This window comes from Streptococcus taoyuanensis (genome assembly GCF_029589235.1).
In the GTDB taxonomy this organism is placed as follows: domain Bacteria; phylum Bacillota; class Bacilli; order Lactobacillales; family Streptococcaceae; genus Streptococcus; species Streptococcus taoyuanensis.
In genome coordinates, this window is record NZ_JARQVW010000004.1 from 60002 (window position 1) to 84753 (window position 24752).

General features: G+C 41.7%; 25 protein-coding genes. 18 read left to right on the forward strand and 7 right to left on the reverse strand.

Features of this window, described 5'->3' with window-relative positions; translation table 11 throughout:
- The first annotated feature begins 121 nt into the window (after window positions 1–121).
- From P5Y91_RS04490 to P5Y91_RS04525, 8 genes are all read left to right on the forward strand, one after another.
- On the forward strand, window positions 122–2278 hold the full coding sequence (locus tag P5Y91_RS04490) for a Tex family protein (protein ID WP_374955842.1): 2157 nt from the start codon (window positions 122–124) through the stop codon (window positions 2276–2278).
- Window positions 2265–2720: a SprT family protein gene (locus P5Y91_RS04495; protein WP_277839047.1), complete on the forward strand. Its 456-nt coding sequence runs from the start codon at window positions 2265–2267 to the stop codon at window positions 2718–2720. The genes P5Y91_RS04490 and P5Y91_RS04495 overlap by 14 nt, the downstream gene beginning before the upstream one ends.
- Window positions 2721–2794: 74 nt before the next feature.
- The gene (locus P5Y91_RS04500) at window positions 2795–3076 is read left to right on the forward strand and encodes a PspC domain-containing protein (protein ID WP_070588801.1); all 282 of its coding nucleotides are present in this window, start codon (window positions 2795–2797) and stop codon (window positions 3074–3076) included.
- Window positions 3077–3082: 6 nt separating this feature from the next.
- The gene (locus P5Y91_RS04505) at window positions 3083–3463 is read left to right on the forward strand and encodes a hypothetical protein (protein WP_229027496.1); all 381 of its coding nucleotides are present in this window, start codon (window positions 3083–3085) and stop codon (window positions 3461–3463) included.
- Window positions 3464–3635: 172 nt separating this feature from the next.
- Complete coding sequence (hprK, locus tag P5Y91_RS04510; protein WP_023918696.1) at window positions 3636–4568, forward strand: HPr(Ser) kinase/phosphatase; 933 nt, start codon at window positions 3636–3638, stop codon at window positions 4566–4568.
- Window positions 4565–5347, forward strand: coding sequence for a prolipoprotein diacylglyceryl transferase (gene lgt, locus P5Y91_RS04515; RefSeq protein WP_118396675.1), 783 nt, complete (start codon window positions 4565–4567; stop codon window positions 5345–5347). The genes hprK and lgt overlap by 4 nt, the downstream gene beginning before the upstream one ends.
- Window positions 5348–5350: 3 nt before the next feature.
- The gene (locus P5Y91_RS04520) at window positions 5351–5734 is read left to right on the forward strand and encodes a DUF948 domain-containing protein (protein ID WP_118396677.1); all 384 of its coding nucleotides are present in this window, start codon (window positions 5351–5353) and stop codon (window positions 5732–5734) included.
- A 14-nt stretch (window positions 5735–5748) separates the two neighbouring features.
- Window positions 5749–6207: a YtxH domain-containing protein gene (locus P5Y91_RS04525; protein WP_118396679.1), complete on the forward strand. Its 459-nt coding sequence runs from the start codon at window positions 5749–5751 to the stop codon at window positions 6205–6207.
- Window positions 6208–6602: 395 nt separating this feature from the next.
- Here P5Y91_RS04525 and P5Y91_RS04530 read toward each other — a convergent pair whose 3' ends face one another.
- Window positions 6603–6896, reverse strand: a complete 294-nt coding sequence (locus P5Y91_RS04530; RefSeq protein ID WP_118396681.1) for a DUF3270 family protein — start codon at window positions 6894–6896, stop codon at window positions 6603–6605.
- Between the two features lie 129 nt (window positions 6897–7025).
- On the opposite strand from P5Y91_RS04530, the gene P5Y91_RS04535 reads away from it, so the two are divergent.
- The gene (locus P5Y91_RS04535) at window positions 7026–7955 is read left to right on the forward strand and encodes a peptidase U32 family protein (protein ID WP_118396683.1); all 930 of its coding nucleotides are present in this window, start codon (window positions 7026–7028) and stop codon (window positions 7953–7955) included.
- Between the two features lie 96 nt (window positions 7956–8051).
- Complete coding sequence (locus P5Y91_RS04540) at window positions 8052–9338, forward strand: peptidase U32 family protein (protein WP_003002878.1); 1287 nt, start codon at window positions 8052–8054, stop codon at window positions 9336–9338.
- A 15-nt stretch (window positions 9339–9353) separates the two neighbouring features.
- On the opposite strand, the gene P5Y91_RS04545 is transcribed toward P5Y91_RS04540, so the two are convergent.
- Window positions 9354–9686, reverse strand: a complete 333-nt coding sequence (locus tag P5Y91_RS04545) for a hypothetical protein (RefSeq protein WP_013903885.1) — start codon at window positions 9684–9686, stop codon at window positions 9354–9356.
- A 90-nt stretch (window positions 9687–9776) separates the two neighbouring features.
- Between P5Y91_RS04545 and P5Y91_RS04550 the strand changes: the two genes are divergently transcribed.
- From P5Y91_RS04550 to P5Y91_RS04560, 3 genes are all read left to right on the forward strand, one after another.
- Window positions 9777–9989 (forward strand): YdbC family protein, encoded by a 213-nt coding sequence (locus P5Y91_RS04550; protein ID WP_003002541.1) that lies wholly within the window; start codon window positions 9777–9779, stop codon window positions 9987–9989.
- 163 nt (window positions 9990–10152) lie between these two features.
- Complete coding sequence (locus tag P5Y91_RS04555; RefSeq protein ID WP_129824053.1) at window positions 10153–11295, forward strand: 5-methyltetrahydropteroyltriglutamate--homocysteine S-methyltransferase; 1143 nt, start codon at window positions 10153–10155, stop codon at window positions 11293–11295.
- Window positions 11296–11307: 12 nt separating this feature from the next.
- Complete coding sequence (locus P5Y91_RS04560) at window positions 11308–12039, forward strand: cyclase family protein (protein ID WP_118227958.1); 732 nt, start codon at window positions 11308–11310, stop codon at window positions 12037–12039.
- Between the two features lie 493 nt (window positions 12040–12532).
- Here the strand turns inward: P5Y91_RS04560 and P5Y91_RS04565 are convergent, their stop codons facing one another.
- Both P5Y91_RS04565 and gorA read right to left on the reverse strand, forming a co-directional pair.
- On the reverse strand, window positions 12533–14305 hold the full coding sequence (locus tag P5Y91_RS04565; protein ID WP_277839049.1) for an LPXTG cell wall anchor domain-containing protein: 1773 nt from the start codon (window positions 14303–14305) through the stop codon (window positions 12533–12535).
- A gap of 306 nt (window positions 14306–14611) precedes the next feature.
- On the reverse strand, window positions 14612–15961 hold the full coding sequence (gene gorA, locus P5Y91_RS04570; protein ID WP_070674283.1) for a glutathione-disulfide reductase: 1350 nt from the start codon (window positions 15959–15961) through the stop codon (window positions 14612–14614).
- 179 nt (window positions 15962–16140) lie between these two features.
- Here gorA and P5Y91_RS04575 point away from each other — a divergent pair, with 179 nt between their 5' ends.
- The 4 genes from P5Y91_RS04575 (at window position 16141) to lysS (ending at window position 21070) form a co-directional block, all read left to right on the forward strand.
- Entirely contained in the window at window positions 16141–17298 is a 1158-nt protein-coding gene (locus P5Y91_RS04575; protein WP_070674286.1) for an efflux RND transporter periplasmic adaptor subunit, read from the forward strand.
- Complete coding sequence (locus tag P5Y91_RS04580) at window positions 17282–17977, forward strand: ABC transporter ATP-binding protein (protein ID WP_003002759.1); 696 nt, start codon at window positions 17282–17284, stop codon at window positions 17975–17977. The genes P5Y91_RS04575 and P5Y91_RS04580 overlap by 17 nt, the downstream gene beginning before the upstream one ends.
- Window positions 17977–19320 (forward strand): ABC transporter permease, encoded by a 1344-nt coding sequence (locus tag P5Y91_RS04585; RefSeq protein ID WP_118396689.1) that lies wholly within the window; start codon window positions 17977–17979, stop codon window positions 19318–19320. The genes P5Y91_RS04580 and P5Y91_RS04585 overlap by 1 nt, the downstream gene beginning before the upstream one ends.
- A 259-nt stretch (window positions 19321–19579) precedes the next feature.
- Window positions 19580–21070 carry a lysine--tRNA ligase gene (lysS, locus tag P5Y91_RS04590; RefSeq protein ID WP_070665415.1) on the forward strand — a complete coding sequence of 497 codons (1491 nt, stop codon included), beginning with the start codon at window positions 19580–19582 and terminating at the stop codon, window positions 21068–21070.
- A 36-nt stretch (window positions 21071–21106) separates the two neighbouring features.
- Here lysS and P5Y91_RS04595 read toward each other — a convergent pair whose 3' ends face one another.
- The 3 genes from P5Y91_RS04595 to P5Y91_RS04605 all read right to left on the reverse strand — a co-directional run bounded on the left by P5Y91_RS04595 (window position 21107) and on the right by P5Y91_RS04605 (window position 23242).
- Window positions 21107–21730 carry a histidine phosphatase family protein gene (locus tag P5Y91_RS04595; RefSeq protein ID WP_118396691.1) on the reverse strand — a complete coding sequence of 208 codons (624 nt, stop codon included), beginning with the start codon at window positions 21728–21730 and terminating at the stop codon, window positions 21107–21109.
- 22 nt (window positions 21731–21752) lie between these two features.
- On the reverse strand, window positions 21753–22226 hold the full coding sequence (locus P5Y91_RS04600) for an aminoacyl-tRNA deacylase (RefSeq protein ID WP_118396693.1): 474 nt from the start codon (window positions 22224–22226) through the stop codon (window positions 21753–21755).
- A gap of 140 nt (window positions 22227–22366) precedes the next feature.
- The gene (locus P5Y91_RS04605; RefSeq protein WP_214254782.1) at window positions 22367–23242 is read right to left on the reverse strand and encodes a GH25 family lysozyme; all 876 of its coding nucleotides are present in this window, start codon (window positions 23240–23242) and stop codon (window positions 22367–22369) included.
- A 248-nt stretch (window positions 23243–23490) separates the two neighbouring features.
- Between P5Y91_RS04605 and ftsW the strand changes: the two genes are divergently transcribed.
- Complete coding sequence (gene ftsW / locus P5Y91_RS04610) at window positions 23491–24732, forward strand: cell division peptidoglycan polymerase FtsW (RefSeq protein WP_021153577.1); 1242 nt, start codon at window positions 23491–23493, stop codon at window positions 24730–24732.
- The last annotated feature ends 20 nt before the right edge of the window (window positions 24733–24752 follow it).

Sequence of the window (24752 nt, forward strand, 5' to 3'; positions counted from 1 at the left end):
ATTATAACAAAAAGGAAAGAGCAAGGGGGAAATGGAGCATAAAAGGAAAGATCAAGAGGGTCAAAATTATTCTATGAAAAATCCCTGAAACAGAGACCAGGACAGGCGATCTCACCCCTTGATGTCAGCAAAATATGCTATAATAGAAGCTATGGATAAATATGAAAAAATAGCCCAAGAATTGGGTGTTAGCTTAAAACAAATCGATACCGTATTGAGTCTGACCGCAGAAGGCTCAACCATTCCCTTCATTGCCCGCTATCGAAAAGATATGACGGGAAATTTAGATGAAGTAGCGATCAAGGCCATTATTGACCGGGACAAATCCTTAACGGCTCTAGCTGAACGAAAGGAAACCGTCCTTGCTAAGATTGAGGAACAAGGCAAACTGACAGAGGCGCTCAAGCAGGCTATTGAGGCTGCTGAAAAATTAGCGGATGTCGAAGAGCTTTATCTCCCTTATAAGGAAAAACGGCGGACCAAGGCGACGATTGCCCGAGAAGCAGGACTTTTCCCCTTGGCACGTCTCATTTTGCAAAATAGTCCAGACTTGGAAGCAGAGGCTCGGAAATTTACCTGCGAGGCCTTCCCAACTGAAACCGCAGCATTAGCTGGTGCAGTGGATATTCTGGTAGAGGCTATTTCAGAGGATACCCAATTACGGGCCCTCACCTATCAAGAAATTCATGGGCATTCCCTCATGACGTCAACCTTGAAGGATGAAAGCTTAGATCCTAAGAGAACCTTTGAAATCTATTATGATTTTTCTGAGAAGATCAAGAATATGCAAGGCTACCGGACTCTAGCTCTCAATCGTGGGGAAAAAATGGGCGTTCTCAAAGTCGGATTCGAGCACCAACTGGATCGGATCATTCGTATTTTTGAGGCTCGTTTTAAAACGAAAAATGCCTATGTCGATGAGGTTATTCAACAAGCGGTTAAGAAAAAAATCGTTCTTGCGATTGAACGTCGGATTCGGACAGAGTTGACGGAGGTGGCAGAAGACGGAGCCATTCAATTGTTCTCTGAGAATCTACGGAATCTATTGCTCATTCCTCCATTAAAAGGGCGCGTGGTCCTTGGATTTGACCCAGCCTTTCGGACCGGTGCTAAACTAGCCGTTGTCGATGAGACAGGAAAGATGCTTGCCACCCAGGTCATCTATCCAGTTGCTCCTGCAAAACCAGCTCAGATCGAGCAGGCTAAAAAGGAACTGTCTTCCTTGATTAAGGAGTTTGGAGTAGAAATTATTGCGATTGGAAATGGAACCGCCAGCCGTGAAAGTGAGGCCTTTGTCGCAGAGGTGCTTCATGACCATCCAGGAGTTCGCTATGTTATTGTCAATGAAAGCGGAGCATCTGTCTATTCAGCTAGTGAGTTGGCCCGTCATGAGTTTCCAGAGCTAACCGTTGAAAAACGCTCGGCCATCTCCATTGCCCGCCGCTTGCAAGATCCGCTAGCAGAATTGGTGAAAATCGATGCCAAATCTATCGGTGTCGGTCAATACCAACACGATGTCAATCAGAAAAAACTGACAGAAAGCTTGGATTTCGTGGTAGATACCGTGGTCAACCAAGTTGGGGTCAATATCAATACGGCTAGTCCCTCTCTCTTAGCGCATGTAGCAGGACTCAATAAGACCATCTCTGAAAATATTGTGAAATACCGGGAAGAAGAAGGAATGATTCTTTCACGAGCGCAAATTAAAAAAGTCCCTCGTCTCGGTGCCAAGGCTTTCGAGCAGGCGGCTGGATTCTTACGCATTCCTGAAAGTAAAAACATCTTGGATAATACCGGCGTTCACCCTGAAAGTTACAAGGAAGTTGAAAAACTTTTTCAACTTCTTGAAATTACCGACCTCGATGCATCAGCTCAGGAAAAATTAAAAGCTGTGAACATCGAGGAGATGTCTACTCAGCTGGATCTGGGACCAGAAACTCTGAAAGATATCATTGCCGATCTCCTAAAACCAGGTCGCGATTTGCGGGATTCCTTTGATGCACCTGTGCTCCGTCAGGATGTCTTGGATATTAAAGACTTGCATATTGGCCAAAAATTAGAAGGGGTTGTGCGCAATGTGGTTGACTTTGGAGCCTTTGTCGATATTGGCATTCACGAAGATGGCTTGATTCATATCTCCCATATGAGCAAGCAGTTTATCAAGCATCCAAGCCAGGTCGTCTCAGTAGGTGATTTGGTTACCGTCTGGGTGAAGAAGATTGATGTGGAACGCGAAAAAGTCAATCTCAGTTTGGTAGCTCCGAATGAATCTGACTGAGTATGTACGCCAAGTATCCCTAGAAGATTTTGGGAGAGAATTCCGTCATCGAGCAGAGTGGAATTCACGTCTTCAAACCACTGGAGGCCGTTTCTTTCCCAAGGATCGACACCTTGATTTTAACCCGAAAATATACCAAGCTTTCGGGTTAGAGGTCTTTCGCAAAATCGTCCGCCACGAACTCTGCCATTACCATCTTTACGATCAAGGTAAAGGATATCGCCATAAAGATCTAGCCTTTAAGCAACTCCTCAAGCAAGTGGACGGTCTTCGTTTCACACCTCCTCTACCAGATAGAACTGGACGAGTCAGGCGGATCTATCTCTATCAATGTCCCCATTGTGGCCAAGATTATAGACGAAAGCGAAAAATCGATCTGAAGAAATATGCCTGCGGTCGCTGTCGCAGCCGCCTGCAATTTCTTGAAATGAGACAAGAGTAAGAATCGGTCTTTAGGCGGATCTCTTTCCAGTTCGACTCTGCTAAAATAGGTCTAACTAGAAAGAGGAAAATCAAATGACATCATCATTTTACAAATTAAAACGACATCGCCTGGTTTCAGGTGTGCTAGCTGGCTTAGCTGATAAATTTGGTCTTAGCGTAACTCTCCTACGCTTCTTGTTTATTCTTTTCACGGTTTCTCATGCCTTTATCGGTGTGATTATCTATTTACTGTTAGATACGACCTTACCTTATAAGGACGAGGAGGAGCAGGAAATATTTGACAATGGCCCTCGACCTCGTCGAAGAAAAGAGGCCGAACCCATCCATGATCAGAATGATAGTCCATTTTTCTAAAAGGAGATGCGAGTGAAGCAGAAGTTCTATTCCCTTGCTTTTATTCTATATATCTTCTTTAGTTTTATAGGACAGTTTTTCATTTTAAATCGTGTTTTTGGAGAAGGAGTTGGAACAGTTTTGATCGGAATGGCCCTTTTTCCACTGGGCATTTGGAATAGTCTCTTCTACCTCTTGTTTCTGCCAACAGAAATGGCTAGAAAGCCACAAATTTATCGGTTTTCGATTTTATTTCTGCCGGTTTTGTATCTGGTTTTCTCCTTGTTGGGGGGAGGACCTGCCGTCTTTATGCTCGGATTGATCGCATTCCCTTCAAATGCGGTGGTCTATGCGGTCTCTACCGGAATCAAATCCATGATTACAGATTACTTGCATGGTGAAGGCTAGAGCATTTTTCATATGTTCCCATCATTTCCTAGAGGTTGGAGACCTTTGTCTTCGCCTCTTTTTGCTTGCCTTAAAAAGGAGTTGAAAATGGATCTTTCAAATGACACTTCAGGCTCTCGTCTGAAGAGAAAATCTGCTATAATAGAGAGAGAATTTGAAAAGGGAGAATGATATGGCAGTTACTGTTCGCGATCTACAGGAAAAGCTTCGTCTATCGGTTGTTTATGGGGATGATAGCCTCTTAAGCAAGGAAATTACGACTGCGGACATTTCACGTCCAGGTCTTGAAATGACGGGCTATTTCGACTATTACACACCTGAGCGGATTCAGCTTGTAGGAATGAAAGAATGGTCCTACCTGGTGAAGATGAGCTCTCACAACCGTCATCAGGTCCTGCGCAAGATGTTCCAGCCAGAGACACCTGTCATCATTGTCGCGAGGAATTTAGAAATTCCAGAAGAAATGTTGCGAGCTGCTGAAGAGAAGCAACTAGCCATTTTGAAGAGCAATGTTGCAACGAGTCGTTTATCTGGAGAACTTTCTAGCTATTTGGATAGTCGCCTAGCAGAACGTACGAGTGTACACGGTGTCTTGATGGATATTTATGGGATGGGTGTCTTGATCCAAGGAGATAGCGGAATCGGGAAAAGCGAGACAGGTCTGGAACTTGTCAAGCGGGGTCACCGCCTCGTAGCAGATGACCGAGTTGATATCTATGCGAGAGACGAGATGACCCTTTGGGGAGAGCCAGCTGAAATCCTACGTCACTTACTAGAGATCCGTGGTGTCGGGATTATCGATGTCATGAGTCTTTACGGTGCGAGTGCTGTCAAGGATTCTTCACAAGTCCAAATCGCCGTTTACTTGGAAAATTATGCTAAGGATCAGGTTTATGATCGTCTTGGTAATAATGCAGAAGAGTTGGAAATCGGTGGCGTGACCATTCCTCGTATACGCATCCCTGTGAAGACTGGTCGGAACATTTCGGTCGTGATTGAAGCCGCAGCTATGAATGTTCGGGCCAAAGAAATGGGCTATGATGCTACCAAAACTTTTGAAGAACGTTTGTCCCAGTTGATTAGTCAAAATGAGGTGAAGGAATGAATCCAGTAGCCCTTCAATTAGGTCCGATCAGTATTCGTTGGTATGCAATTTGTATTGTCTCTGGCTTGATTCTAGCCGTTTATCTTTCCATGAAAGAAGCGCCCCGTAAGAAAATTGATCCAGATGATATCATTGATTTCATTTTGATTGCCTTTCCGCTTGCGATTGTGGGAGCTAGAATCTATTACGTTATTTTCGAATGGGGCTATTATAGCCAGCATCTTGGTGAGATTTTCGCCATCTGGAACGGAGGAATTGCGATTTATGGTGGCCTCTTGACAGGTGCTCTTGTCCTCTATCTATTCTCTCGTAGACGTTTGATTGAACCGATCGACTTTTTAGATATTGCGGCCCCGAGCGTCATGATTGCACAGAGTATTGGTCGCTGGGGAAACTTCTTTAACCAGGAAGCTTATGGAGCTGCTGTCAAAAGTCTCAACTACCTCCCCTCTTTTATTCGAGATCAAATGTATATAGATGGTAGTTACCGTCAGCCAACGTTCTTATATGAATCCAGTTGGAATCTTCTAGGTTTTCTCTTGATCTTGATTCTTCGGAGGAAGCCACAATTTTTGCGACAAGGTGAGATCACAGCCTTTTACCTTATCTGGTATGGTTTTGGTCGGATGATCATCGAAGGAATGCGGACAGATAGCCTGATGTTTGCGGGCTTACGTGTTTCCCAGTGGTTGTCGATGATCCTGATTCTAGTTGGACTCGCCATCATCATCTACCAACGTCGCAAAAAAGCCCCTTATTATGTAGAAGCAAAGGAGTAATATATGTTTATTGAAATTGCCTACGGCCTCTTAGGCCTTGCCTTAGTAGCGCTTGTCATTTATATGATTTTTTTCCTCTCAAAGATTGGAAAAGTTGTAGATGAGACGCAAAAAACCATTCAAGTTTTGACATCAGATGTCAATGTCACCTTGCATCAGACCAATGATCTATTGGCAAAGGTCAATGTTTTAACGGATGATTTGAATCAAAAAGTGGCAACGATCGACCCCTTGTTTACAGCGGTAGCAGATCTTTCCGAGTCAGTCTCAGATTTGAATGACCAAGCACGTCAATTGAGTGTTAAAGCTGCATCAGCTGGTGGGAAAACTGTAAAAGCCTCTATCGGATTAAAAGCGATTCAGATGGCTTCAAAATTATTTAAATAGAATCGAGGAAAAAGATGGGACGTTTATCTAGTTTATTAATTGGTGTGATTTCAGGTGCTTCAGCAGCCTACTATTTGTCAACAGAGCAAGGTAAGAAAGTTACTAAAAAAGTGGTGCGCTTCGTAAAAGATTATCAAGAAGATCCTCAAGAAGTACATGAATCAGTGAAACAAACTGCTAAGGAGGTTTCAAAACAAGCAGCAGAAGTAATCCAACAAACCAAAGAAAAAGTTGGATCTGGAGAAATTACGACAGGAACCGTTTTGGAATCTGTCAAAGAAAAAACGCAAGATGTGGTTGAAAAATCTCAAGAAGTCTATCACTCATTTAAGGATAAACTTCAAAAAGAAAATCTAAGTGGCAATGACTTGGTTCAATCCATTCGCAAACAAACAGAATCAGAAGACATCGTGCTAGACTTGGATGAAAAAGATCCTGAAGAAGCAGCTGAAGAAGAAACAAAAGAAGCATAAAAAAATGAGGTTCTCGGAGCCTCATTTTAGATTGAGGACAAAGTCATCTAAAAAACTTTCCTTAGGTGAGTGCGGACGTCAGCGAACTTCAAAGAAGTTCCATGACTTAGTTTTGAACCTAAAGTTTCAAAACTCCCGAGTGCCTGAAACAATTATGTTTCAGGCACTTTTCTCACGGCGGAAAATTTTAGTAGATGATTGAATAATTCAAACGAATAAATTTTTTTATTTTTGTAGAATTTTTCAGATTTGTAAAGAAGAACAGTTTGTCTACGCTCTCAAAATGAGGCTCTCGGAGCCTCATTTTTTGTGGAAGTGAAACGATCAGTTGGTAGTTAGAAGTTATTTTTGTAAAAAAATTCGAGAAAAATAAAAAAATCAGGCGAACCTGATTTTTATTTTTTTCGTTTATTGTAGTAAATTCGGAACCCTTGAATACTAGCAAAGCTAGAACCAATAGCTAAGGCAAACGCAAAGAAGGTATTCATTTTCGTTGCTAAAAAGATAAAACTAAACACAACTGTCAACACACAGAAAATAGCGATATTTAAAAAATATAGCAATTCACTTAATTGAGGCGCGGGTTCAACTTCAGGAGCGTAGTCCTGAATAGGGGTTTTTTGGGTTTGTTTGGTTAATTCGATATAATCGAATTCTTCATCATAGTGTCTTAAATTTCTTACGGGCATTTTCTCTCTCCTAACAGTACTCTATTATTCTATCATGAATTCAGCTATATAAATGTTACAAAAATGTTACAAATTTTACAAAATAAATAAATTTTTCTAGAATATCGGAATTTTTGTTATAATGGTTCTATGAAAAATATTATGATTACAGCAACAGCAGAGAGTGTTGAGCAAGCGCAAGCCCTGATTGATGCAGGGGTTGACCGAATCTATGTCGGTGAAAAAGATTACGGATTACGATTGCCTCAAACTTTAAGCTATGACGAAATAAATCGAATTGCCCAATTAGTCCATGCTGCTGGCAAAGAATTGACAGTGGCTGTAAATGCACTCATGCACCAATCGATGATGGATTCAATCAAGCCTTTCTTAGATTTTCTAAAGGAAATTCAGGCTGATTATATTACTGTCGGAGATGCGGGCGTTTTTTATGTCTTGAAACGAGATTGCTATCCATTCAAAACAATTTACGATGCATCAACCATGGTCACTTCTAGCCGCCAGATCAATTTCTGGGGAAAACAAGCAGGAGCTTCTGAGGCTGTTTTGGCTCGTGAGATTCCATCTGCCGAATTATTCGTAATGGCTGAGAATCTTCAGATTCCAGCAGAAGTATTGGTTTACGGTGCTAGCATTATTCACCATTCAAAACGACCTCTTCTTCAGAACTATTACAACTTCATCAAGACAGAGGACTCTGTGACCAAAGATCGCGATCTGTTCTTAGCAGAACCAGGAGATCCAAATTCTCATTATTCGGTCTACGAAGACAAACATGGAACCCATATCTTCTCAAATAATGACTTGAATATGATGACCAAATTGTCTGAGTTGGTAGAACATGGCTTTGATCATTGGAAACTCGATGGTGTCTACTGTCCGGGTGAAAACTTTGTCAAGATTACAGAGTACTTTGTCAAGGCCCGTGATTTGATTCAAAAAGGAACATTTACACAGGATCAAGCCTATCTGTTTGATGAAGAAATCCGCAAATTGCATCCAGCCAATCGTGGTTTGGATACTGGTTTCTATGATTATGAACCAGATCGTGTAAAATAACAAATAATACTAGGGCTTCTTCGTTTGTGAGTTTTCCTTTTTCAGGGAACGAAGAAGCTATTCATCATATCGACAATCTTGTAAATTGGAGAAAACATGACAAATACAAAAAAACGTCCAGAGGTTTTGGTACCTGCTGGAACATTAGAAAAATTAAAAGTTGCCGTTAATTATGGGGCAGACGCAGTATTCGTTGGTGGACAAGCCTATGGTTTGCGTAGCCGTGCGGGAAACTTCACCATGGATGAGCTTCGTGAAGGTATCGAATATGCTCATGCCCGTGGAGTGGATGTGCACGTTGCTTCAAACATGGTGACCCATGAGGGAAATGAACAAGGGGCTGGTGAATGGTTCCGTGAATTGCGGGATATGGGCCTTGATGCCGTGATCGTCTCAGACCCGGCCTTGATTGAAATCTGTGCAACCTATGCACCTGGCCTCAATATTCACTTGTCTACGCAAGCTTCCGCAACCAATGTGGAGACCTTCCATTTCTGGAAAGAATATGGCTTGACCCGTGTCGTCTTGGCCCGTGAGGTATCCATGGAAGAGTTGGCAGAGATCCGTAAGCGTACCGATCTTGAGATCGAAGCCTTCGTTCATGGAGCCATGTGTATTTCCTATTCCGGACGTTGTACCCTTTCTAACCACATGTCTGACCGGGATGCCAACCGTGGTGGCTGTTCTCAATCTTGTCGTTGGAAATACGATCTCTACGATATGCCATTTGGCCAAGAACGCAAGAGTATCAAAGGACAAGTCCCAGAAGAATACTCTATGTCAGCCGTGGACATGTGTATGATCGAAAATATTCCAGACATGATTGACAATGGGGTTGATAGCTTGAAGATTGAAGGCCGGATGAAATCTGTCCATTACGTATCAACAGTAGCCAACTGTTACAAGGCAGCTTGTGATGCCTATATGGAAAGTCCAGAAGCCTTTTATGCCATCAAGGATGATTTGATCAATGAATTGTGGAAGGTTGCTCAACGTGAATTAGCAACTGGATTCTACTACCAAACACCGACTGAAAATGAACAATTGTTTGGGGCACGTCGTAAGATTCCTCAATACAAATTTGTAGGAGAAGTGGTTGACTTTGATCCATCTACCATGACTGCGACGATTCGCCAACGGAATGTCATCAATGAAGGCGACCAAGTGGAATTCTACGGACCAGGCTTCCGTCATTTTGAATGCCAGATCCAAGACTTGCATGATAAGGATGGAGTGAAGATTGATCGCGCACCAAATCCGATGGAACTTCTCACGATCACGGTCCCACAAGAAGTCAAGCCAGGAGATATGATTCGTTCTTGCCAGGAAGGCTTAATCAATCTCTACTCAAAAGATGGGGCAAGTAAAACTGTTCGAGTATAACAAAAAAAGAGAGGGTTAAACCTCTCCTTTTTGTTGGGCGATGCGAATGTTATTGGGGACCAAACTGATTTTCTGGATCTCAGAAATCCGAATAATCGTGGACATACTCTTTTTAAAATTTTTCACGATCAGTTGTCGGCGTTCTTGGTCATACTTGACAATATCTCCTGTAAAACTCTTGTTTGAAAAAATAACATGAACCCCTTGTTTTTTTCGCAATGCTTGTTGAATGATTTCAATAATTCTCTCATCTTCTAATGGGGCAGGGGTACTGACTTTTCCATTGAAAAATTCATTTGCTCGGTCTTTAACGATCTCGAGAAATTTTTTCATAGCTAAATTCTCCATAACTTGATACAATATATTATAGATAATTTCAACGATTTTGTAAATGATTTACGAATAATAGAGATGAGAAGGCAAGAAAGGAGTCGTGAAATGGCAGAATTTTCATTCCAAATCGAAGAACATCTACTGGTCTTGTCAGAAAATGACAAGGGTTGGACCAAGGAATTGAACCGTGTAAGTTTTAATGGTGCTCCAGCTAAGTATGATATCCGGACCTGGAGTCCCGACCATACAAAGATGGGGAAAGGCATTACACTCACGAACGAAGAGTTTCAAGTTATGCTCGATGCATTTAAAAATTAAAATAAAAAAGAGGTCCTTCAAGGACTTCTTTTTGTTATAGTCTAAGACTATATAGATGTCAAAGATATTAGATTATCCCAAACCCTTGTTTATCAGGTATTGGACTGCTATAATGGTTGCATTGATGAATTAATGTAAAACTTATAGGAAAGAGGAATTCATATTGACACATACACATGCACCTTATCGCATAGACCATGTTGGTTCATTCCTTCGTCCAGCAGCTTTGGTTCAAGCTCGTGAAGATTTCGCAGCTGGAAAAATCAGTCAGGCTGACTTAACAAAAGTAGAAGATCAAGCGATTCGTGACCTCGTTGAAAAAGAAATTGCTGCTGGTCTGAAGTCAGTAACAGATGGAGAATTCCGCCGTGCTTATTGGCATTTGGATTTCTTCTGGGGCTTTGGTGGCATTGATCATGTCCAAGCTGCTCAAGGTTATCAATTCCATGATGAAACAACCAAGGCGGACTCAGCACTTGTCGTTGGAAAAATCACAGGAGCCAATCATCCATTTGTAGAGCATTACAAGTTCTTGCGGGATCTTGTAGCAGATGTAGATGGTGTAGAGGCTAAATATACTATTCCAGCACCTGCGCAATTCTATTTTGAATTGATCCGTGATGCAGAGCATGTAGAACAATTAAATACCATCTATCCTGATTTTGTGGCTGTTCGTGAAGATATCAAGCAAGCCTATCTTCAAGTGATTCAAGATTTGTATGATGCAGGACTTCGGACCCTTCAAGTAGATGACTGTACGTGGGGTGTCTTGGTAGACGATCATTTCTTGACGGCTTGGGGAGCAGCTCAAGGCAAGTCAAAAGATGAGGTTCGCCGAGAACTCGCTGATCTCTTCTTGACCTTTAACAACGATGTCTACCAAAATGTTCCAGCTGGTTTGACCGTCAATACGCACGTTTGTCGTGGGAACTTCCATTCTACTTGGGCTTCATCAGGTGGCTATGCGCCGATTGCCAAAGAACTCCTTGGAGAAGAAGCGGTCAATGCTTACTTCCTTGAGTTTGACACTGATCGTGCTGGTGGTTTTGAACCACTTGCAGAAGTAACCCCTGGTAAAGGAGTGGTGTTAGGCCTTTTGACATCTAAGAGTGGTCAACTGGAGAACAAGGATGAAGTGATTGCTCGTATTAAAGAAGCAAGTCAGTATGTACCGTTGGAAAATCTTTACCTGTCTACTCAGTGTGGCTTTGCTTCGACAGAAGAAGGAAACATTTTGACAGAAGAAGACCAATGGAAAAAAATCGGTTTGATTAAGGAAATTGTCGCTGAAGTTTGGGGCGAATAAGGAGGAAGAAACATGTCAGATTTACTAAGTATTTATAAAGAATTGCAAGCTAAAAAATGGGTGGACTTGAGTCACCAAATCAATGCGGAAAGTCCACACTTCCCAGCCCTTCCTGCCTTGCAACAAGAAGACCTTTTTACATTAAAAGATGGTTTCCATGTTCAAAAATTTACAGTGGTTGGTCAATACGGAACGCATATTGATGCACCGATTCACTTTGTAGAAGGGGGTCGTTGGTTGGATGAGATTGCCCTCAAAGATCTCCTCTTGCCACTTTATGTTATCGACAAATCTAAAGAAGTTGCTGCCAATCCAAACTTTATCTTGAGCAAACAAGATATCTTAGACTTTGAGGCAGAGCATGGACAAATTGCTGAGGGTGCTTTTGTTGCCTTCCGCAGTGATTGGTCAAAACGTTGGCCAGATCAAGATGCTATGCGTAACCTAGATGAAAATGGTGTTCAACAAAGTCCAGGATGGAGCCGTGAAGCCTTGGAATTCTTGATTCATGAACGCTATGTTAAGGCTGTGGGTCATGAAACCTTTGATACCGATGCAGGTATTCCAGCAGCAGAGCATGGCTTGGTCAATGAATACTACCTCTTGGAACAAAATATCTACCAAGTTGAAGTCTTGAACCAATTGGACCAAGTTCCAGCTGTAGGTGCTTTGATTTCGATCGCTTTCCCTCACTGGGACAAGGCAACTGGTTCACCTGTCCGTGCCATTGCCATCTTACCATAAACAAAGAAAAAAGCTTGAAGACAGACGTCGCATTTGGACGTTTGTCTTTTTGTATTTACGAAACTATTTTCGTTATCATCTGATATTCCATCTAATAACCTGATTTATAAAAAATAAAAAGGAATATTCGTTTATTATCTCTCCAATGTTTTGAGATGTAGACGTACCGGTGTAAGCCAAATCTTTATAGGGCCTATACAAAGAAAAGAGAGTGGGACAGAAATCGGTAATTCGTTAGAATTCGATTTCGTCGTCCCGCCTCCGCACAGTTGAGTAGGGCTGTAAAAGCTGATGAAATCAGCGTAGTAGAGCCCACTCAACCACTGCGTCTTGCTCGACAATCCAAAAATAATTGAGAGGCTAGGACTTTTGTCCCAGCCTCTTTTTATCTATCAGAGAGAGCTAAAAATTTCTCTCTTTGTTAGTTGAACTATTTGTTAAGATGCATTGAAAATCTATTTCGTTAGAAAATTGACTATTTTTAATGAATAAATTATTGACGAGTCAATTTCCGTTTGATTCCAACAGCACCTGCTAAGACAAGAATTCCAGAGAAGACGAGTCCAGATGCAACAACTTCACCTGTGTTTGGAAGAAGCGATTTGCGACCTCCCCCATTGTTTCCACCATTTGAACCTGGCGCACTTGGTGTCGTTGTGGTACCAGAATGACTAGGTTTATTTGGATTTTCTGTAGTAGATGAAGAAGTCTTAGGCTCTGCAGTAGTAGTTGTTGTTGACGTTGTGTCTTCCTCACTACTATTGTGGTTTCCTGGTTCTTCTGGTGTTGTATCAGGAGTCTCAGGTGTAGTAGGTACAGTAGTCTTAGGCTCTTCAGAAGTAGTTGAAGTAGTTGTAGGCTCATCGGTTGTCGTTACTGTGGTCTTAGGCTCCTCAGTTGTAGTTGAAGTAGTCTTAGGTTCATCAGTAGTTGTTACCGTAGTGGTTGTAGTAGTCGGCTCTTGAGTCGTAGTAGTTGTGGTAGTCGGCTCTTGAGTCGTAGTAGTTGTGGTAGTCGGCTCTTGAGTCGTAGTAGTTGTGGTAGTCGGCTCTTGAGTCGTAGTAGTTGTGGTAGTCGGCTCTTGAGTCGTAGTAGTTGTGGTAGTCGGTTCTTGAGTCGTAGTAGTTGTGGTAGTCGGCTCTTGAGTCGTAGTAGTTGTGGTAGTCGGCTCTTGAGTCGTAGTAGTTGTAGTAGTCGGCTCTTGAGTCGTAGTGGTTGTAGTAGTCGGCTCTTGAGTCGTAGTTGTAGTAGTGGTTGTTGTAGTGGTTGATGTCATATCGCCATCCACTCCACCGTTTGCATTAATATTTGCAACAGATGCATTTACTTCCTTGGCAACAACGGCTTGCTCACCTTTAACGTGATACCAGACCTTAGTATTGTTTAAGAAATTCTTTTGATTTTCATTCTCTACTTTAGTCTGGTAAAAGATCAGGACACCAGTCTTATTAATTTCACTTTGAGGAATAGTAACCGTAATTTTTCCTGCTGCATCAATTGTGAAAGTTGCTCCAGGAAAGGCTGCTAAGAAATCATCGATAGCAGTTGAGCCACCGTAATATCCTGGTTTGTTACCTGTAGTAGTAATACTAAAACTATCTTTTACAAGTGAATGACCACCTTGGATGTCATCTTCAACACGAACATCACCATCTACATCTAAGTTCATTGCATTAATGGTTAGTGTCCAAAGAATATGTTCAGGATCATTCGCGTGCATATCACCCGCTTTGAGATAGAATGGAGCGCTGTTAACACCAGTAGCCATTTTCTTAACGTTTAATTCTACTTTTCTAGCTCCACTAATAATAGTGAATTTTCCAACATGCTCCTTATCGGTTGCTGTATCGTTATGACCCTCAATCTCAAACTCACCCCAACCGCGAATGTTTTGAAGGTTTTTGATAGCTTCATTGAAAGTAACTGTCGCAGATCCATCTGTAATGACCATGTCTCCAACGTAAGTTCCGTCAATACTTAGTGGAATAGTCTTTTTAAATCCTACCCCAAAGACTGTTCCAGAACTAGTCCAATTAACTTTTAATGTATCCCCCGGTTGAATCTTTTGTGCATGCTCATCAAATGTAAACTTAACAGTTGTTTGTCCACCATCTGTGATTTCTTCTGATGAAACAGTAAGTGAGCTAATATTGTTGCTGACATCGCCAGCTTTTACCATATCAGATTGCGACAATACGATGAATAATAATGGTAAAAATACAATAAAGAAGACTTTGGCAAGTCTACTTAGATTCATTTTTTTCATTTTCTTCTCCCATTTTTCTCCAATATTTACATCAATTTGTATGTTGTTGCCAAAAACTTACAAAATTGAGAAATTTTTATAGGTGTCTTTTAAGACGACATTAATAAAAGTGCACCCCCCACTCGTCTATTTTCAAAAAAGACATCTACAAAGTGAATTATATCACAAATTAGTAAGATTTTAACAATAAAAATATTTTATCTATGAAATTTTAAGGATTTTATAAAAATCAGATAAATGAAAAAGGACTATTGTTTGTTAAAATAGTCCTTTTAGCTTAAAGTGGAACAACTTCAAGCTTATGTTTTATCTCATTGTCACAAATTCTTCGGATCCGGTTGGGTGAATGGCGACGGTTGCGTCGAAATCAGCTTTTGTCGCTCCCATCTTGATAGCAACTGCAAATCCTTGGATCATTTCATCGACTCCGTAGCCAAGACCATGAAGGCCAACGACCCTTTCTTCGGGACCAGCAGTGATGAGTTTGAATTTTGCTTGCTGGCGGTGTTGGGTTACAGCAGTGTACATGGAAGCAAATTGAGAAGTATAGACTTTGATATGCTCTTTTCCATAAGTTTGCTGGGCTTCTTCCTCCGTTAGGCCAACGGTTCCGATAGCGGGGTGAGAAAAGACAACAGTCGGGATATTTGTATAATCCATTTTGGCATTGACTTTTCCATTGAATAGTCGTTCAGAAAGAGTGCGTCCAGCTTTAATAGCGACAGGGGTTAATTCTTTTTCTCCTGTGACATCCCCAAGAGCATAGATTCCTGGAATAACTGTATTCTGGTACTCGTCCACTGCAATGAATCCTTTTTCATTTAAGGTGACACCTGCAGCTTCTAGATTGAGGTCCTGGACGTTTGGTTTTCGTCCTGTTGCCCAGATAACATGATCTGCCACGTGGCTAGTCATATCCTCAAAATAAATCTTCACACGACCGTCTTCTAATTTTTCAAGCTTCATGGGAACCTTATGTTTGTGAAGCGGAAGGTTTTGTTTTTCCATTTCTTCCATTAAGCCATCGACAATGTAGGAATCAAAACTACGTAAAACCCGATCTCTTCGGATGAAGAGGTCTGTTTGGACTCCTAAATGGTGGAGCACACCAGCTAGTTCCACCGCGATGTAGCCAGCCCCGATAATGGCAACAGATGTAGGGAGTTCTTCCCAAGCAAAGACATCATCAGAAGTTTCGCCAAATTCAGCTCCAGGAACAGAAGGGATAAAAGGATGGGCACCGGTCGCAATCACGATATGCTTAGCCTTAATGGTTTCTCCATTTACCTCAACCGTATGAGCATCCACAAAACGGGCACGTCCTTCAATTCGTTCAACTCCATTTCGCTTGAAACTGCCATCATAGGAATTACGGGAACGATCAATATAGGCTTCGCGATTTTTTCTTAAGGTTGCAAAATCAAATCTTGTTTGTTCAGAAGTAAATCCATAGTCTGGTCCATAATCGCGAATAGCTTCTGCAATTTGTGCACCATACCACATAATCTTTTTAGGCACACATCCTCTGTTGACACAGGTGCCACCCAATTGTTTTTCTTCAATGACAGCAGCGCGCGCTCCGTGCTCCCCAGCCCGGTTCATGGTAGCGATTCCTCCACTACCTCCACCGATTGAAATAATATCAAATTCTTTCATGTTTTCCTCCTAAATGGGATTTCAGTTTGATTGTAATATCAACTGTTACAAAAGTCAAGGGTTTAGCATGTTACCAAGCATTTAAATTTCATTTTGCCGTGTCAATTTTAGATAGAAAAGTAAGGAAATATGGTATACTATGGTATAGAATAAAACGCTTTCTTTGATGGAGAAAAACGATGAAGAAATTGAAAAAATGGCAACTTTTTGCAGCTGCAGGTGCAGCTATTGCGGTGATTGGAACAGGAAGTGTGATGGTGTTTTCGCACCCAACTACACCTGATCAGGCAATCACGAAAGAAACTCCAATGGTGCAAACGGTCAAGGATGGATCGATCGCTTCTTCAGTCTTGTTAACTGGGAAAGTCACTGCCAACCAGGAACAGTATGTCTATTTTGATGGAACCAAAGGGGATTTGCAGTCGATTTTGGTCAATGTAGGAGATCAAGTGACGGCCGGTCAGCCAATTGTTCAGTATAGCAGTACAGAGGCCCAAACCGCTTATGATGCAGCCGTTCGTGCTGTCAATAAGGCAGATCGTCAGTTAAATGACTTACTGACAAATGGTGTGACCATTGATACGACAGGCGATGAAGAAGCAGATGCCAAATCAGCTTCGCAGACCCAGCGAACAGTCGATTCTCAAGCTAGCGATTTACGAGATGCTAAGTCGGATGCAGTCGATAATATGAACAAGGCTAAGGCTCTTCTGGATGCGACAACAGTTAGGAGTAATACAGATGGTACCGTGGTCGAAGTCAATAAAGATGTTTCAAAATCGACTACAGGGACCAACCAAACTCTGGTTCACATTGTGAGCAACGGGAATTTACAAGTCAAAGGGGAATTGTCTGAATACAATTTGGCCAATATCTCTGAAGGTCAGGAAGTGGTCCTCACTTCCAAGGTTTATCCGGATAAAACCTGGACAGGAAAGATTTCTTATGTAGCCAACTATCCGACCGACGCGGGTCAAGCAGGCACCAATGCAGCAGGTGGAACACAAGGAAGCGGTGGAGCCAAGTACCCATTCACAGTGGATATTACCAGTGAGATTGGGGAACTCAAACAAGGCTTTTCTGTCAATATTGAAGTCAAAAGTTCTACTCAACATCCCCTTGTTCCCGTGACAAGTGTCATGGCTGATGGGGATACGAGTTATGTATGGACGGTCGAAAATGGCAAGGCTAAGAAAGTAAAAGTGACGCTTGGTAACGCCGATGCTGAAAATCAGGAAATCTTGTCAGGCTTGAAGAAAGATGCTCAAGTTATTGTGAATCCTAATGAGAAACTGGAAGATGGAAAAGAGATCGGAAAATATGACAAAATTGATTGAACTAAAAGGAATCAATAAAACCTATAAAAACGGGGACCAGGAACTTCGTGTCTTAAAAGACATCGATTTAGAAGTCGAAGAGGGAGAATTTGTGGCCATTATGGGTCCATCTGGCTCAGGGAAATCGACCTTGATGAACGTCATTGGCTTGTTGGACCGCCCGACCAGTGGAGAGTATTTTCTAGAAGGTCAGGAGGTTGGAAATCTCAGTGAGAAAAAATTAGCACGTGTTCGAAATGAACAGATCGGTTTTGTCTTTCAACAATTCTTTCTTCTCTCTAAGCTCAATGCCTTTCAAAATGTGGAACTGCCTCTCATTTATGCAGGAGTTCATCCTGCTAAACGGAAGGAATTAGCTGAGCAGTACCTTGAAAAGGTAGAGCTCCATTCTCGCATGCACCATTTGCCTTCAGAACTCTCAGGAGGTCAAAAACAGCGGGTTGCGATTGCCCGAGCCCTTGTCAATCAGCCAGCCATCGTCTTAGCAGATGAGCCGACTGGTGCCCTAGATACCAAGACGGGGGAGCAAATAATGGACTTGTTAACTAAGCTAAACCAAGAAGGAAAAACCATTATCATGGTTACACACGAGCCAGAAATTGCAGCCTTTGCGCATCGTCGCATCGTCATTCGTGATGGAGTGATCTCCTCAGATAGCAAGCTGGAAAGGGGGACCTAATGCAAAATTGGAAATTTGCGATCAGCTCGATTATGAGCCATAAATTACGGTCTTTCTTGACCATGGTGGGGATCATTATTGGGGTTGCTTCTGTCGTTGTCATCATGGCTCTTGGAGATGGAATGAAAGCTGGTGTCACCAAGACCTTCACCAAGGACCAAGAGTATGTACAAATCTCTTATTCTCCCAACAAGAGTGGTTATGTGACAGGAATCAATATTGGCCCTTCTGATGATACTGGAGAAGGAGAAGGCGGAGGCGAAAGTGGCCCTGCAGCTGAAGACCGAGGGATGGCTGCTCCATCGGATATCGATGGGGAAAACGCTGAAGATGTTGATGGTCAAGTCCAAGAAGCACCACCAGTTGTGCAAGAATCTTGGGTTAAGGAATTAACCAAGATTCAAGGCATCGATGGTTACTATGTTAGCAATACCTCCAATGCAACCATTGCTTTTCAAAAGAAAAAAGCAGAAGGGGTAAACATCCAAGGGGTAAATGAAACCTATTTTTCTGTCAAAAAGGTTGAGCTCTTATCTGGACGAAAATTAACCCCTTCAGACTATAGTAATTTCTCCCGGGTGGTGCTCCTTGATGAAGGATTGGCCCAACAATTATTTGGAACGGAGAATCCACTGAATCAGGTGGTCTCTGTTGGGGATAACAATTATCGCGTCGTTGGTATTTTCAAGGATCCAAATGCAGGAACAGCTCTTTACGGAGCTTCCTCAGGTGGAAGTGCCTTGATGGCCAATACCCAGCTGGCATCTGAATTCGGAACGGATGAAATTCAAAATATTGTCGTCCATGTGCCGGATGTGAAACAGATCAAAACCGTTGGGATCGAAGCTGCTCAAAAGTTAACAGAACTTTCAGGTGTTCGCCAGGGAGAATTTCAAATCTTTAATTTGGATAGCATCTTAGAGGAAACCAATAAAGTAGTAGGAATTATGACATCAGTCATCGGAGCTATTGCTGGGATTTCCCTCTTAGTTGGTGGCATTGGAGTCATGAATATCATGTTGGTTTCTGTTACCGAACGGACGAGAGAAATCGGTCTTCGCAAAGCATTGGGAGCAACCAGAGGTAAGATTTTGGTTCAATTTTTGATTGAGTCGATGGTCTTGACCATCATTGGTGGGCTGATTGGACTTGGCCTTGCTTATGGTGTGAATAGCTTGATTACTACACTCGCAGTAGCTTCCCTAGAAGGACCACCGATTATTTCCTTAAATGTCGCCATCGGCAGTATTATTTTCTCTGCTTTTGTAGGCATCATCTTTGGAATTTTACCAGCGAATAAGGCTTCTAAGTTAAACCCGATCGAAGCACTGCGTTATGAATAAAAAAATAGGAGCGGGTCAGGATGAATTGCTTAAGATTCTCCACGCTCCTTTTTGATGCTGTTTTGGAATAGCTTGTCGAAACCTTGTCTTATACAGGTCAAACTATTTGGACAGTCAACGACGGTCTTCAGATGTTTTTGAGTATTCATTCAAGAAGCTGCATTTTTTCTTCCATCTTATTTTTGTTTAATTGGTAAATATTAGTGAATTTCTGGCCTAAATATGATAGAATAGGGGAGAATAACTTAGGAGGTTCCAAATGACTACTGAACATATGGAAGAATTGAATGACCAGCAGATTGTCCGTCGTGAGAAAATGGCGGCCCTTCGTGAACAAGGAATCGATCCATTTGGGAAACGATTCGAACGTACTGCAAATTCAGGTCAATTAAAAGAAAAATATTCAGAATTAGATAAAGAACAACTCCACGACTTGAACGAAACAGCTATTATTGCCGGTCGTCTTGTAACAAAACGTGGAAAAGGAAAGGTTGGCTTTGCCCATCTTCAAGACCGTGAAGGTCAAATTCAGATCTACGTTCGTAAGGATGCAGTTGGAGAAGAAAACTACGAGATCTTCAAAAAAGCAGACCTTGGTGATTTCCTTGGTGTTGAAGGGGAAATCATGCGCACAGATATGGGTGAACTTTCGATTAAAGCAACTCATATCACTCACTTGTCAAAAGCCCTTCGTCCCTTGCCTGAAAAATTCCACGGACTTTCAGATGTTGAAACCATCTATCGCAAACGTTATTTGGATTTGATTTCAAACCGTGAAAGCTTCGAACGCTTTGTAACCCGTTCAAAAATCATCTCTGAAATCCGTCGTTATTTAGATGGTCAAGGCTTCCTTGAAGTGGAAACACCAGTGCTTCACAATGAAGCTGGTGGTGCGGCTGCTAAACCATTTATCACTCACCACAATGCACAAAACATTGACATGGTGCTTCGTATCGCGACTGAGCTTCACTTGAAACGTTTGATTGTTGGTGGGATGGAACGCGTTTACGAAATCGGACGGATCTTCCGTAACGAAGGTATGGATGCCACTCACAACCCTGAATTCACTTCGATCGAAGTCTATCAAGCTTACGCTGACTTCCACGATATCATGGACTTAACTGAAGGCATTATCCAACATGCTGCGAAAGCGGTCCATGGTGATGGTCCAATTGACTACCAAGGAACAGAAATCAAAATCAACGAACCATTCAAACGGGTTCACATGGTTGATGCGATTAAAGAAATCACAGGTGTTGACTTCTGGAAAGACATGACCTTTGAAGAAGCTGTAGCACTGGCAAACGAAAAACATGTACCAGTTGAAAAACACTACACAGAAGTGGGACAAATTATCAATGCCTTCTTCGAAGAATTCGTTGAAGAAACCTTGACACAACCAACTTTTGTTTACGGTCACCCAGTAGCAGTATCTCCATTGGCTAAGAAAAATCCAGAAGATCCACGCTTCACCGACCGTTTCGAACTCTTTATCATGACCAAAGAGTATGCCAATGCCTTCACGGAATTGAATGATCCAATCGATCAATTGCAACGGTTTGAAGCGCAAGCGCGTGCCAAAGAATTGGGAGATGACGAGGCTACAGGCATCGACTATGACTATGTTGAAGCCCTTGAATATGGTATGCCACCAACAGGTGGACTTGGAATTGGTATTGACCGTCTCGTTATGTTGTTGACCAATGTAACAACAATTCGCGACGTCCTACTCTTCCCAACTATGAAATAAGCTAAAAGAAAACACTGATCGCAAGATCAGTGTTTTTTAGTCTTCCATATAAGAGGTGTCGTTCCAAGTGTCTAAGTGATAGTGCTCAAAATCATCTGTTGACAGAATCGTCACGCTGGCATTATCTAGTCCGCCATTTTTGCGGAGTTCTCCTGTGTCATAACCAAGCAAGGTTCGAATAGAAGCTGTCAAATTAGCCCCATGTCCAACGATGAGAACAGTATCGAGCTCTTTTCCTTTCAGGCTTTTTACAAAATCACAGGTACGTTTGGTCGTTTCATAGACAGATTCTGCATCAAAGATTTCATTTTGAAAGCGGGCTAGGTTATGGCGAAAGGCATCCATTTGTTGGGGATAGATAGCGGAAATGGTAGAAATTTTAGCACCTTCCAGTTTTCCTAAATTCCACTCACGAAGAGCAGGCGTTGCTTGCAATTCTAGAGGTGTCTCCAATTGATCGAGGATGATCTGTGCGGTATGGACTGTTCGTGGCAGATCACTTGCAAAGGCTGCATCAAAAGGAACACTAGCTAGGTGCTTTCCTAATTTTTCAAGCTGATGAATAGAGGCCGGTAACAGCGGAGAATCGCCATTTGATCCCTGAAAACGTCCTTCTTCATTCCATTCTGTCCGTCCGTGTCGAATAAAATATAGTTTCACAATCTTGTCTCCTTCTCTGTCATTATTCTAAAATATCTGCAAAAGTCGCTTGTACGAAGTCTGCTAGAAGTTGTGGTTTGATTTGAATACTATGGCCGATTTCCCCAGCAGATACGATCATGCTCTCTAACTGAAGGGCCGATTCATCGATAAAAATAGGGTAAGGATGCTTTTGACGAATGCCCACCGGATTATTGGCACCATGAATATAACCTGTGGTTTTTTCGAGATCCTTTTGAGGAATCATAGCCACTTTCTTATTTCCCGATAATTTGGCCAATTTTTTCTCTGAAAGATGCTCCGTAATAGGAATGATCCCAATCACGGGCCCCGTTTTATCTCCTTTGAGAGCTAGGGTTTTGAAAATAGTAGAGCGATCAATCCCTTCTGGTAAGATCCCTTCTAAAGCGTTGATTTGTAGGCCTACGTGCTCAATTTTTGCTTTTGTCAAGATTTGCTCGACCAAGGTTTTTTTTACTTTATTTTTTTTTGCCATGGCTTTCTCCTTTTCTCTTTTTCTCTACAAAATCAGATTTCATTAGACCATTATAACATATAATAGCGGCAATATTGCCTTCTCCTGAAAAATAGAAAACAGCAGAAAAAGTGAAGATCACTTGATCTGCTGTTTTAAGGCTATGAGGAAGAGTTATCTTTTTGTACCTTGAAAAGTTTCCGATAAATCGCTTCTTGGTCTTGCGTCGGAGCAATTTGGTTGAGATCCAAGTAGTGTGAGAATCCATTTAATTGCCCTTGAGAGGTATATTGATGCAAGTCGTATTCCGTGTTGGTATCTGGTGCAGCATTATAGTAGCCATCATCAAATCCATAAGTAGGAATCCAAAGAGCCGTAAATTTATCAGTGGAGATACTATGTTCTTCCATGAAGTAAGTTCCGATATAGAGTCCAATATTTTTTGCACCCAAAGCTTGTAGTTTTGCTCGGAAAGCTTCAACACCTGCGTTCATATCCTTCATGGTTTTTTCCTCAACGTCTAACCAATAGTAGGTCGGTTTGTAAGGAGAAGCAGCCTTGTAAAATTCCTCTGCTTCTTTTTCCATTTCTTTTTTATCCTTAGCCGCGACATAAGCATAGACTGCGACAGGGATATTTCGTTTTTGGAATTCTTGGATATGGGTTTTAAAAGATTTATCCAGACCATTTAAGTAGGTTGCTGCATTTTCCTTTTTAGCTTGAGCCCCACTATGGACACGAACGATTACACCTCCCACATTTTGGGAGAGGACATCGTAATCAATTTCACTAGGCAATTGCCAGCCTGAAATATCAATGATCGGGCGGCCAACCAGTTCTGGATTGATGTCTTCTTCTTTTTTAGAAGAAGAGCTTGCAGTAGTTGTTTTTCGAGGTGTATTGGAGTTCGGAATGGTTTTGGTTGTTTCTTGTCGCTCTCTGGCTTGCAGATCGGCAATCGTTCGTGAAAGAACGAGAAAAGAAATGAAACCGATAAAAAAGACCAAGAGAACAACGGGTTTTATCCTTTTTCTCATACAAAATCATTTTACCGTAAATAAAACGAAAAGGCAAAACTTAATGCTTAAAAGATCCACATTTCAGCCATTATTTTCAAAAAAAAGGAATCTTTTCATCGAAAAAGGATAAAAATATATGAAAATAAGAAGAATGATCAGAATATTTCTTGAAAATAGGGAAGAAGCCGAATCTTTTCTGGCCTTTCCTTGGTTTTGCTTCTTAAAAATGATATAATGAAGGTTGAACATTAGGAATATGGTGAATTATGAAAATTGAAAAAAGACATCTTTTAAATTATTCCATCCTCATTCCCTATTTGATTTTATCCATCATTGGCTTGATTGTTGTCTATTCGACAACAAGTGCCTTGGCAATTCAAAGTGGAGTGAGTTCGATTCGGATGGTCCGGACCCAGGGGCTCTTTTTCATCCTAAGTCTCCTAACCATCGCCTTGATTTATAAATTTAGCCTAAACTTCCTTCGAAATAAAAAAGTGCTGGCTTTTGTCATTTTTATTGAAGTGATTTTGTTGATTTTGTCTAGGTTTATCACAGATACGGTCAATGGAGCTCATGGTTGGTTGACAATTCCTGGAGGATTCAGTATCCAGCCAGCGGAGTACCTTAAGGTGATCTTAGTCTGGTATCTAGCCTTGATCTTTTCTAAACGACAAGACGAGATACGCGATTATGATTATCAAGCCTTGACCCACAATGAATGGATCCCAAGGAATTTAAACGATTGGCGTTGGCTGACCTTGATTCTGATTGGAATCGTTGTGATTATGCCGGACTTGGGAAATGCAACGATCTTGGCCTTGACGGTCTTGATTATGATTACGGCTAGTGGAGTGGGCTACCGTTGGTTTACCTCTTTACTTGGTTTAGTTGTTGGAGCATCCACCATTGTACTTGGTTCAATATGGATCATCGGTGTGGATCGTGTTGCTAAAATTCCTGTCTTTGGTTATGTGGCCAAACGTTTTAGTGCCTTCTTTAACCCCTTTAATGACTTGTCTGGCGCAGGTCACCAATTAGCTAATTCCTACTATGCCATGAGTAACGGTGGTTGGTTTGGCTTGGGGCTAGGAAATTCCATTGAAAAACAAGGTTACTTACCAGAAGCGCACACAGACTTTGTGTTTGCAATTGTGATTGAAGAATTAGGTTTTGTTGGAGCTAGCTTGATCCTTGCTCTCTTATTCTTCTTAATTCTTCGGATCATTTTAGTCGGTATTCGAGCAAAGAATCCTTTTAATTCGATGATGGCCATTGGGATTGGTGGGATGATCTTAGTGCAAACCTTCATTAACATCGGAGGAATTTCTGGTTTGATTCCGTCTACAGGAGTGACCTTCCCCTTCTTATCCCAAGGGGGAAATAGTTTATGGGTCTTATCCGTAGCGATTGCTTTCGTTTTGAATATCGACGCTAGTGAAAAACGGGCCAAGATGGAACAAGAAGGCATGGTTTTTGAAGAAAAAGGTAAAATCAAACCTTATTATTAAAAGGGAATTGTTGAATGGCT

Coding starts and splice junctions, on each gene's coding strand:
- P5Y91_RS04490 (WP_374955842.1), top strand. CDS start 122: ATGTCAGCAAAATATGCTATAATAGAAGCTATGGATAAATATGAAAAA.
- P5Y91_RS04495 (WP_277839047.1), top strand. CDS start 2,265: ATGAATCTGACTGAGTATGTACGCCAAGTATCCCTAGAAGATTTTGGG.
- P5Y91_RS04500 (WP_070588801.1), top strand. CDS start 2,795: ATGACATCATCATTTTACAAATTAAAACGACATCGCCTGGTTTCAGGT.
- P5Y91_RS04505 (WP_229027496.1), top strand. CDS start 3,083: ATGCGAGTGAAGCAGAAGTTCTATTCCCTTGCTTTTATTCTATATATC.
- hprK (WP_023918696.1), top strand. CDS start 3,636: ATGGCAGTTACTGTTCGCGATCTACAGGAAAAGCTTCGTCTATCGGTT.
- lgt (WP_118396675.1), top strand. CDS start 4,565: ATGAATCCAGTAGCCCTTCAATTAGGTCCGATCAGTATTCGTTGGTAT.
- P5Y91_RS04520 (WP_118396677.1), top strand. CDS start 5,351: ATGTTTATTGAAATTGCCTACGGCCTCTTAGGCCTTGCCTTAGTAGCG.
- P5Y91_RS04525 (WP_118396679.1), top strand. CDS start 5,749: ATGGGACGTTTATCTAGTTTATTAATTGGTGTGATTTCAGGTGCTTCA.
- P5Y91_RS04530 (WP_118396681.1), bottom strand. CDS start 6,896: ATGCCCGTAAGAAATTTAAGACACTATGATGAAGAATTCGATTATATC.
- P5Y91_RS04535 (WP_118396683.1), top strand. CDS start 7,026: ATGAAAAATATTATGATTACAGCAACAGCAGAGAGTGTTGAGCAAGCG.
- P5Y91_RS04540 (WP_003002878.1), top strand. CDS start 8,052: ATGACAAATACAAAAAAACGTCCAGAGGTTTTGGTACCTGCTGGAACA.
- P5Y91_RS04545 (WP_013903885.1), bottom strand. CDS start 9,686: ATGGAGAATTTAGCTATGAAAAAATTTCTCGAGATCGTTAAAGACCGA.
- P5Y91_RS04550 (WP_003002541.1), top strand. CDS start 9,777: ATGGCAGAATTTTCATTCCAAATCGAAGAACATCTACTGGTCTTGTCA.
- P5Y91_RS04560 (WP_118227958.1), top strand. CDS start 11,308: ATGTCAGATTTACTAAGTATTTATAAAGAATTGCAAGCTAAAAAATGG.
- P5Y91_RS04565 (WP_277839049.1), bottom strand. CDS start 14,305: ATGAAAAAAATGAATCTAAGTAGACTTGCCAAAGTCTTCTTTATTGTA.
- gorA (WP_070674283.1), bottom strand. CDS start 15,961: ATGAAAGAATTTGATATTATTTCAATCGGTGGAGGTAGTGGAGGAATC.
- P5Y91_RS04575 (WP_070674286.1), top strand. CDS start 16,141: ATGAAGAAATTGAAAAAATGGCAACTTTTTGCAGCTGCAGGTGCAGCT.
- P5Y91_RS04580 (WP_003002759.1), top strand. CDS start 17,282: ATGACAAAATTGATTGAACTAAAAGGAATCAATAAAACCTATAAAAAC.
- P5Y91_RS04585 (WP_118396689.1), top strand. CDS start 17,977: ATGCAAAATTGGAAATTTGCGATCAGCTCGATTATGAGCCATAAATTA.
- lysS (WP_070665415.1), top strand. CDS start 19,580: ATGACTACTGAACATATGGAAGAATTGAATGACCAGCAGATTGTCCGT.
- P5Y91_RS04600 (WP_118396693.1), bottom strand. CDS start 22,226: ATGGCAAAAAAAAATAAAGTAAAAAAAACCTTGGTCGAGCAAATCTTG.
- P5Y91_RS04605 (WP_214254782.1), bottom strand. CDS start 23,242: ATGAGAAAAAGGATAAAACCCGTTGTTCTCTTGGTCTTTTTTATCGGT.
- ftsW (WP_021153577.1), top strand. CDS start 23,491: ATGAAAATTGAAAAAAGACATCTTTTAAATTATTCCATCCTCATTCCC.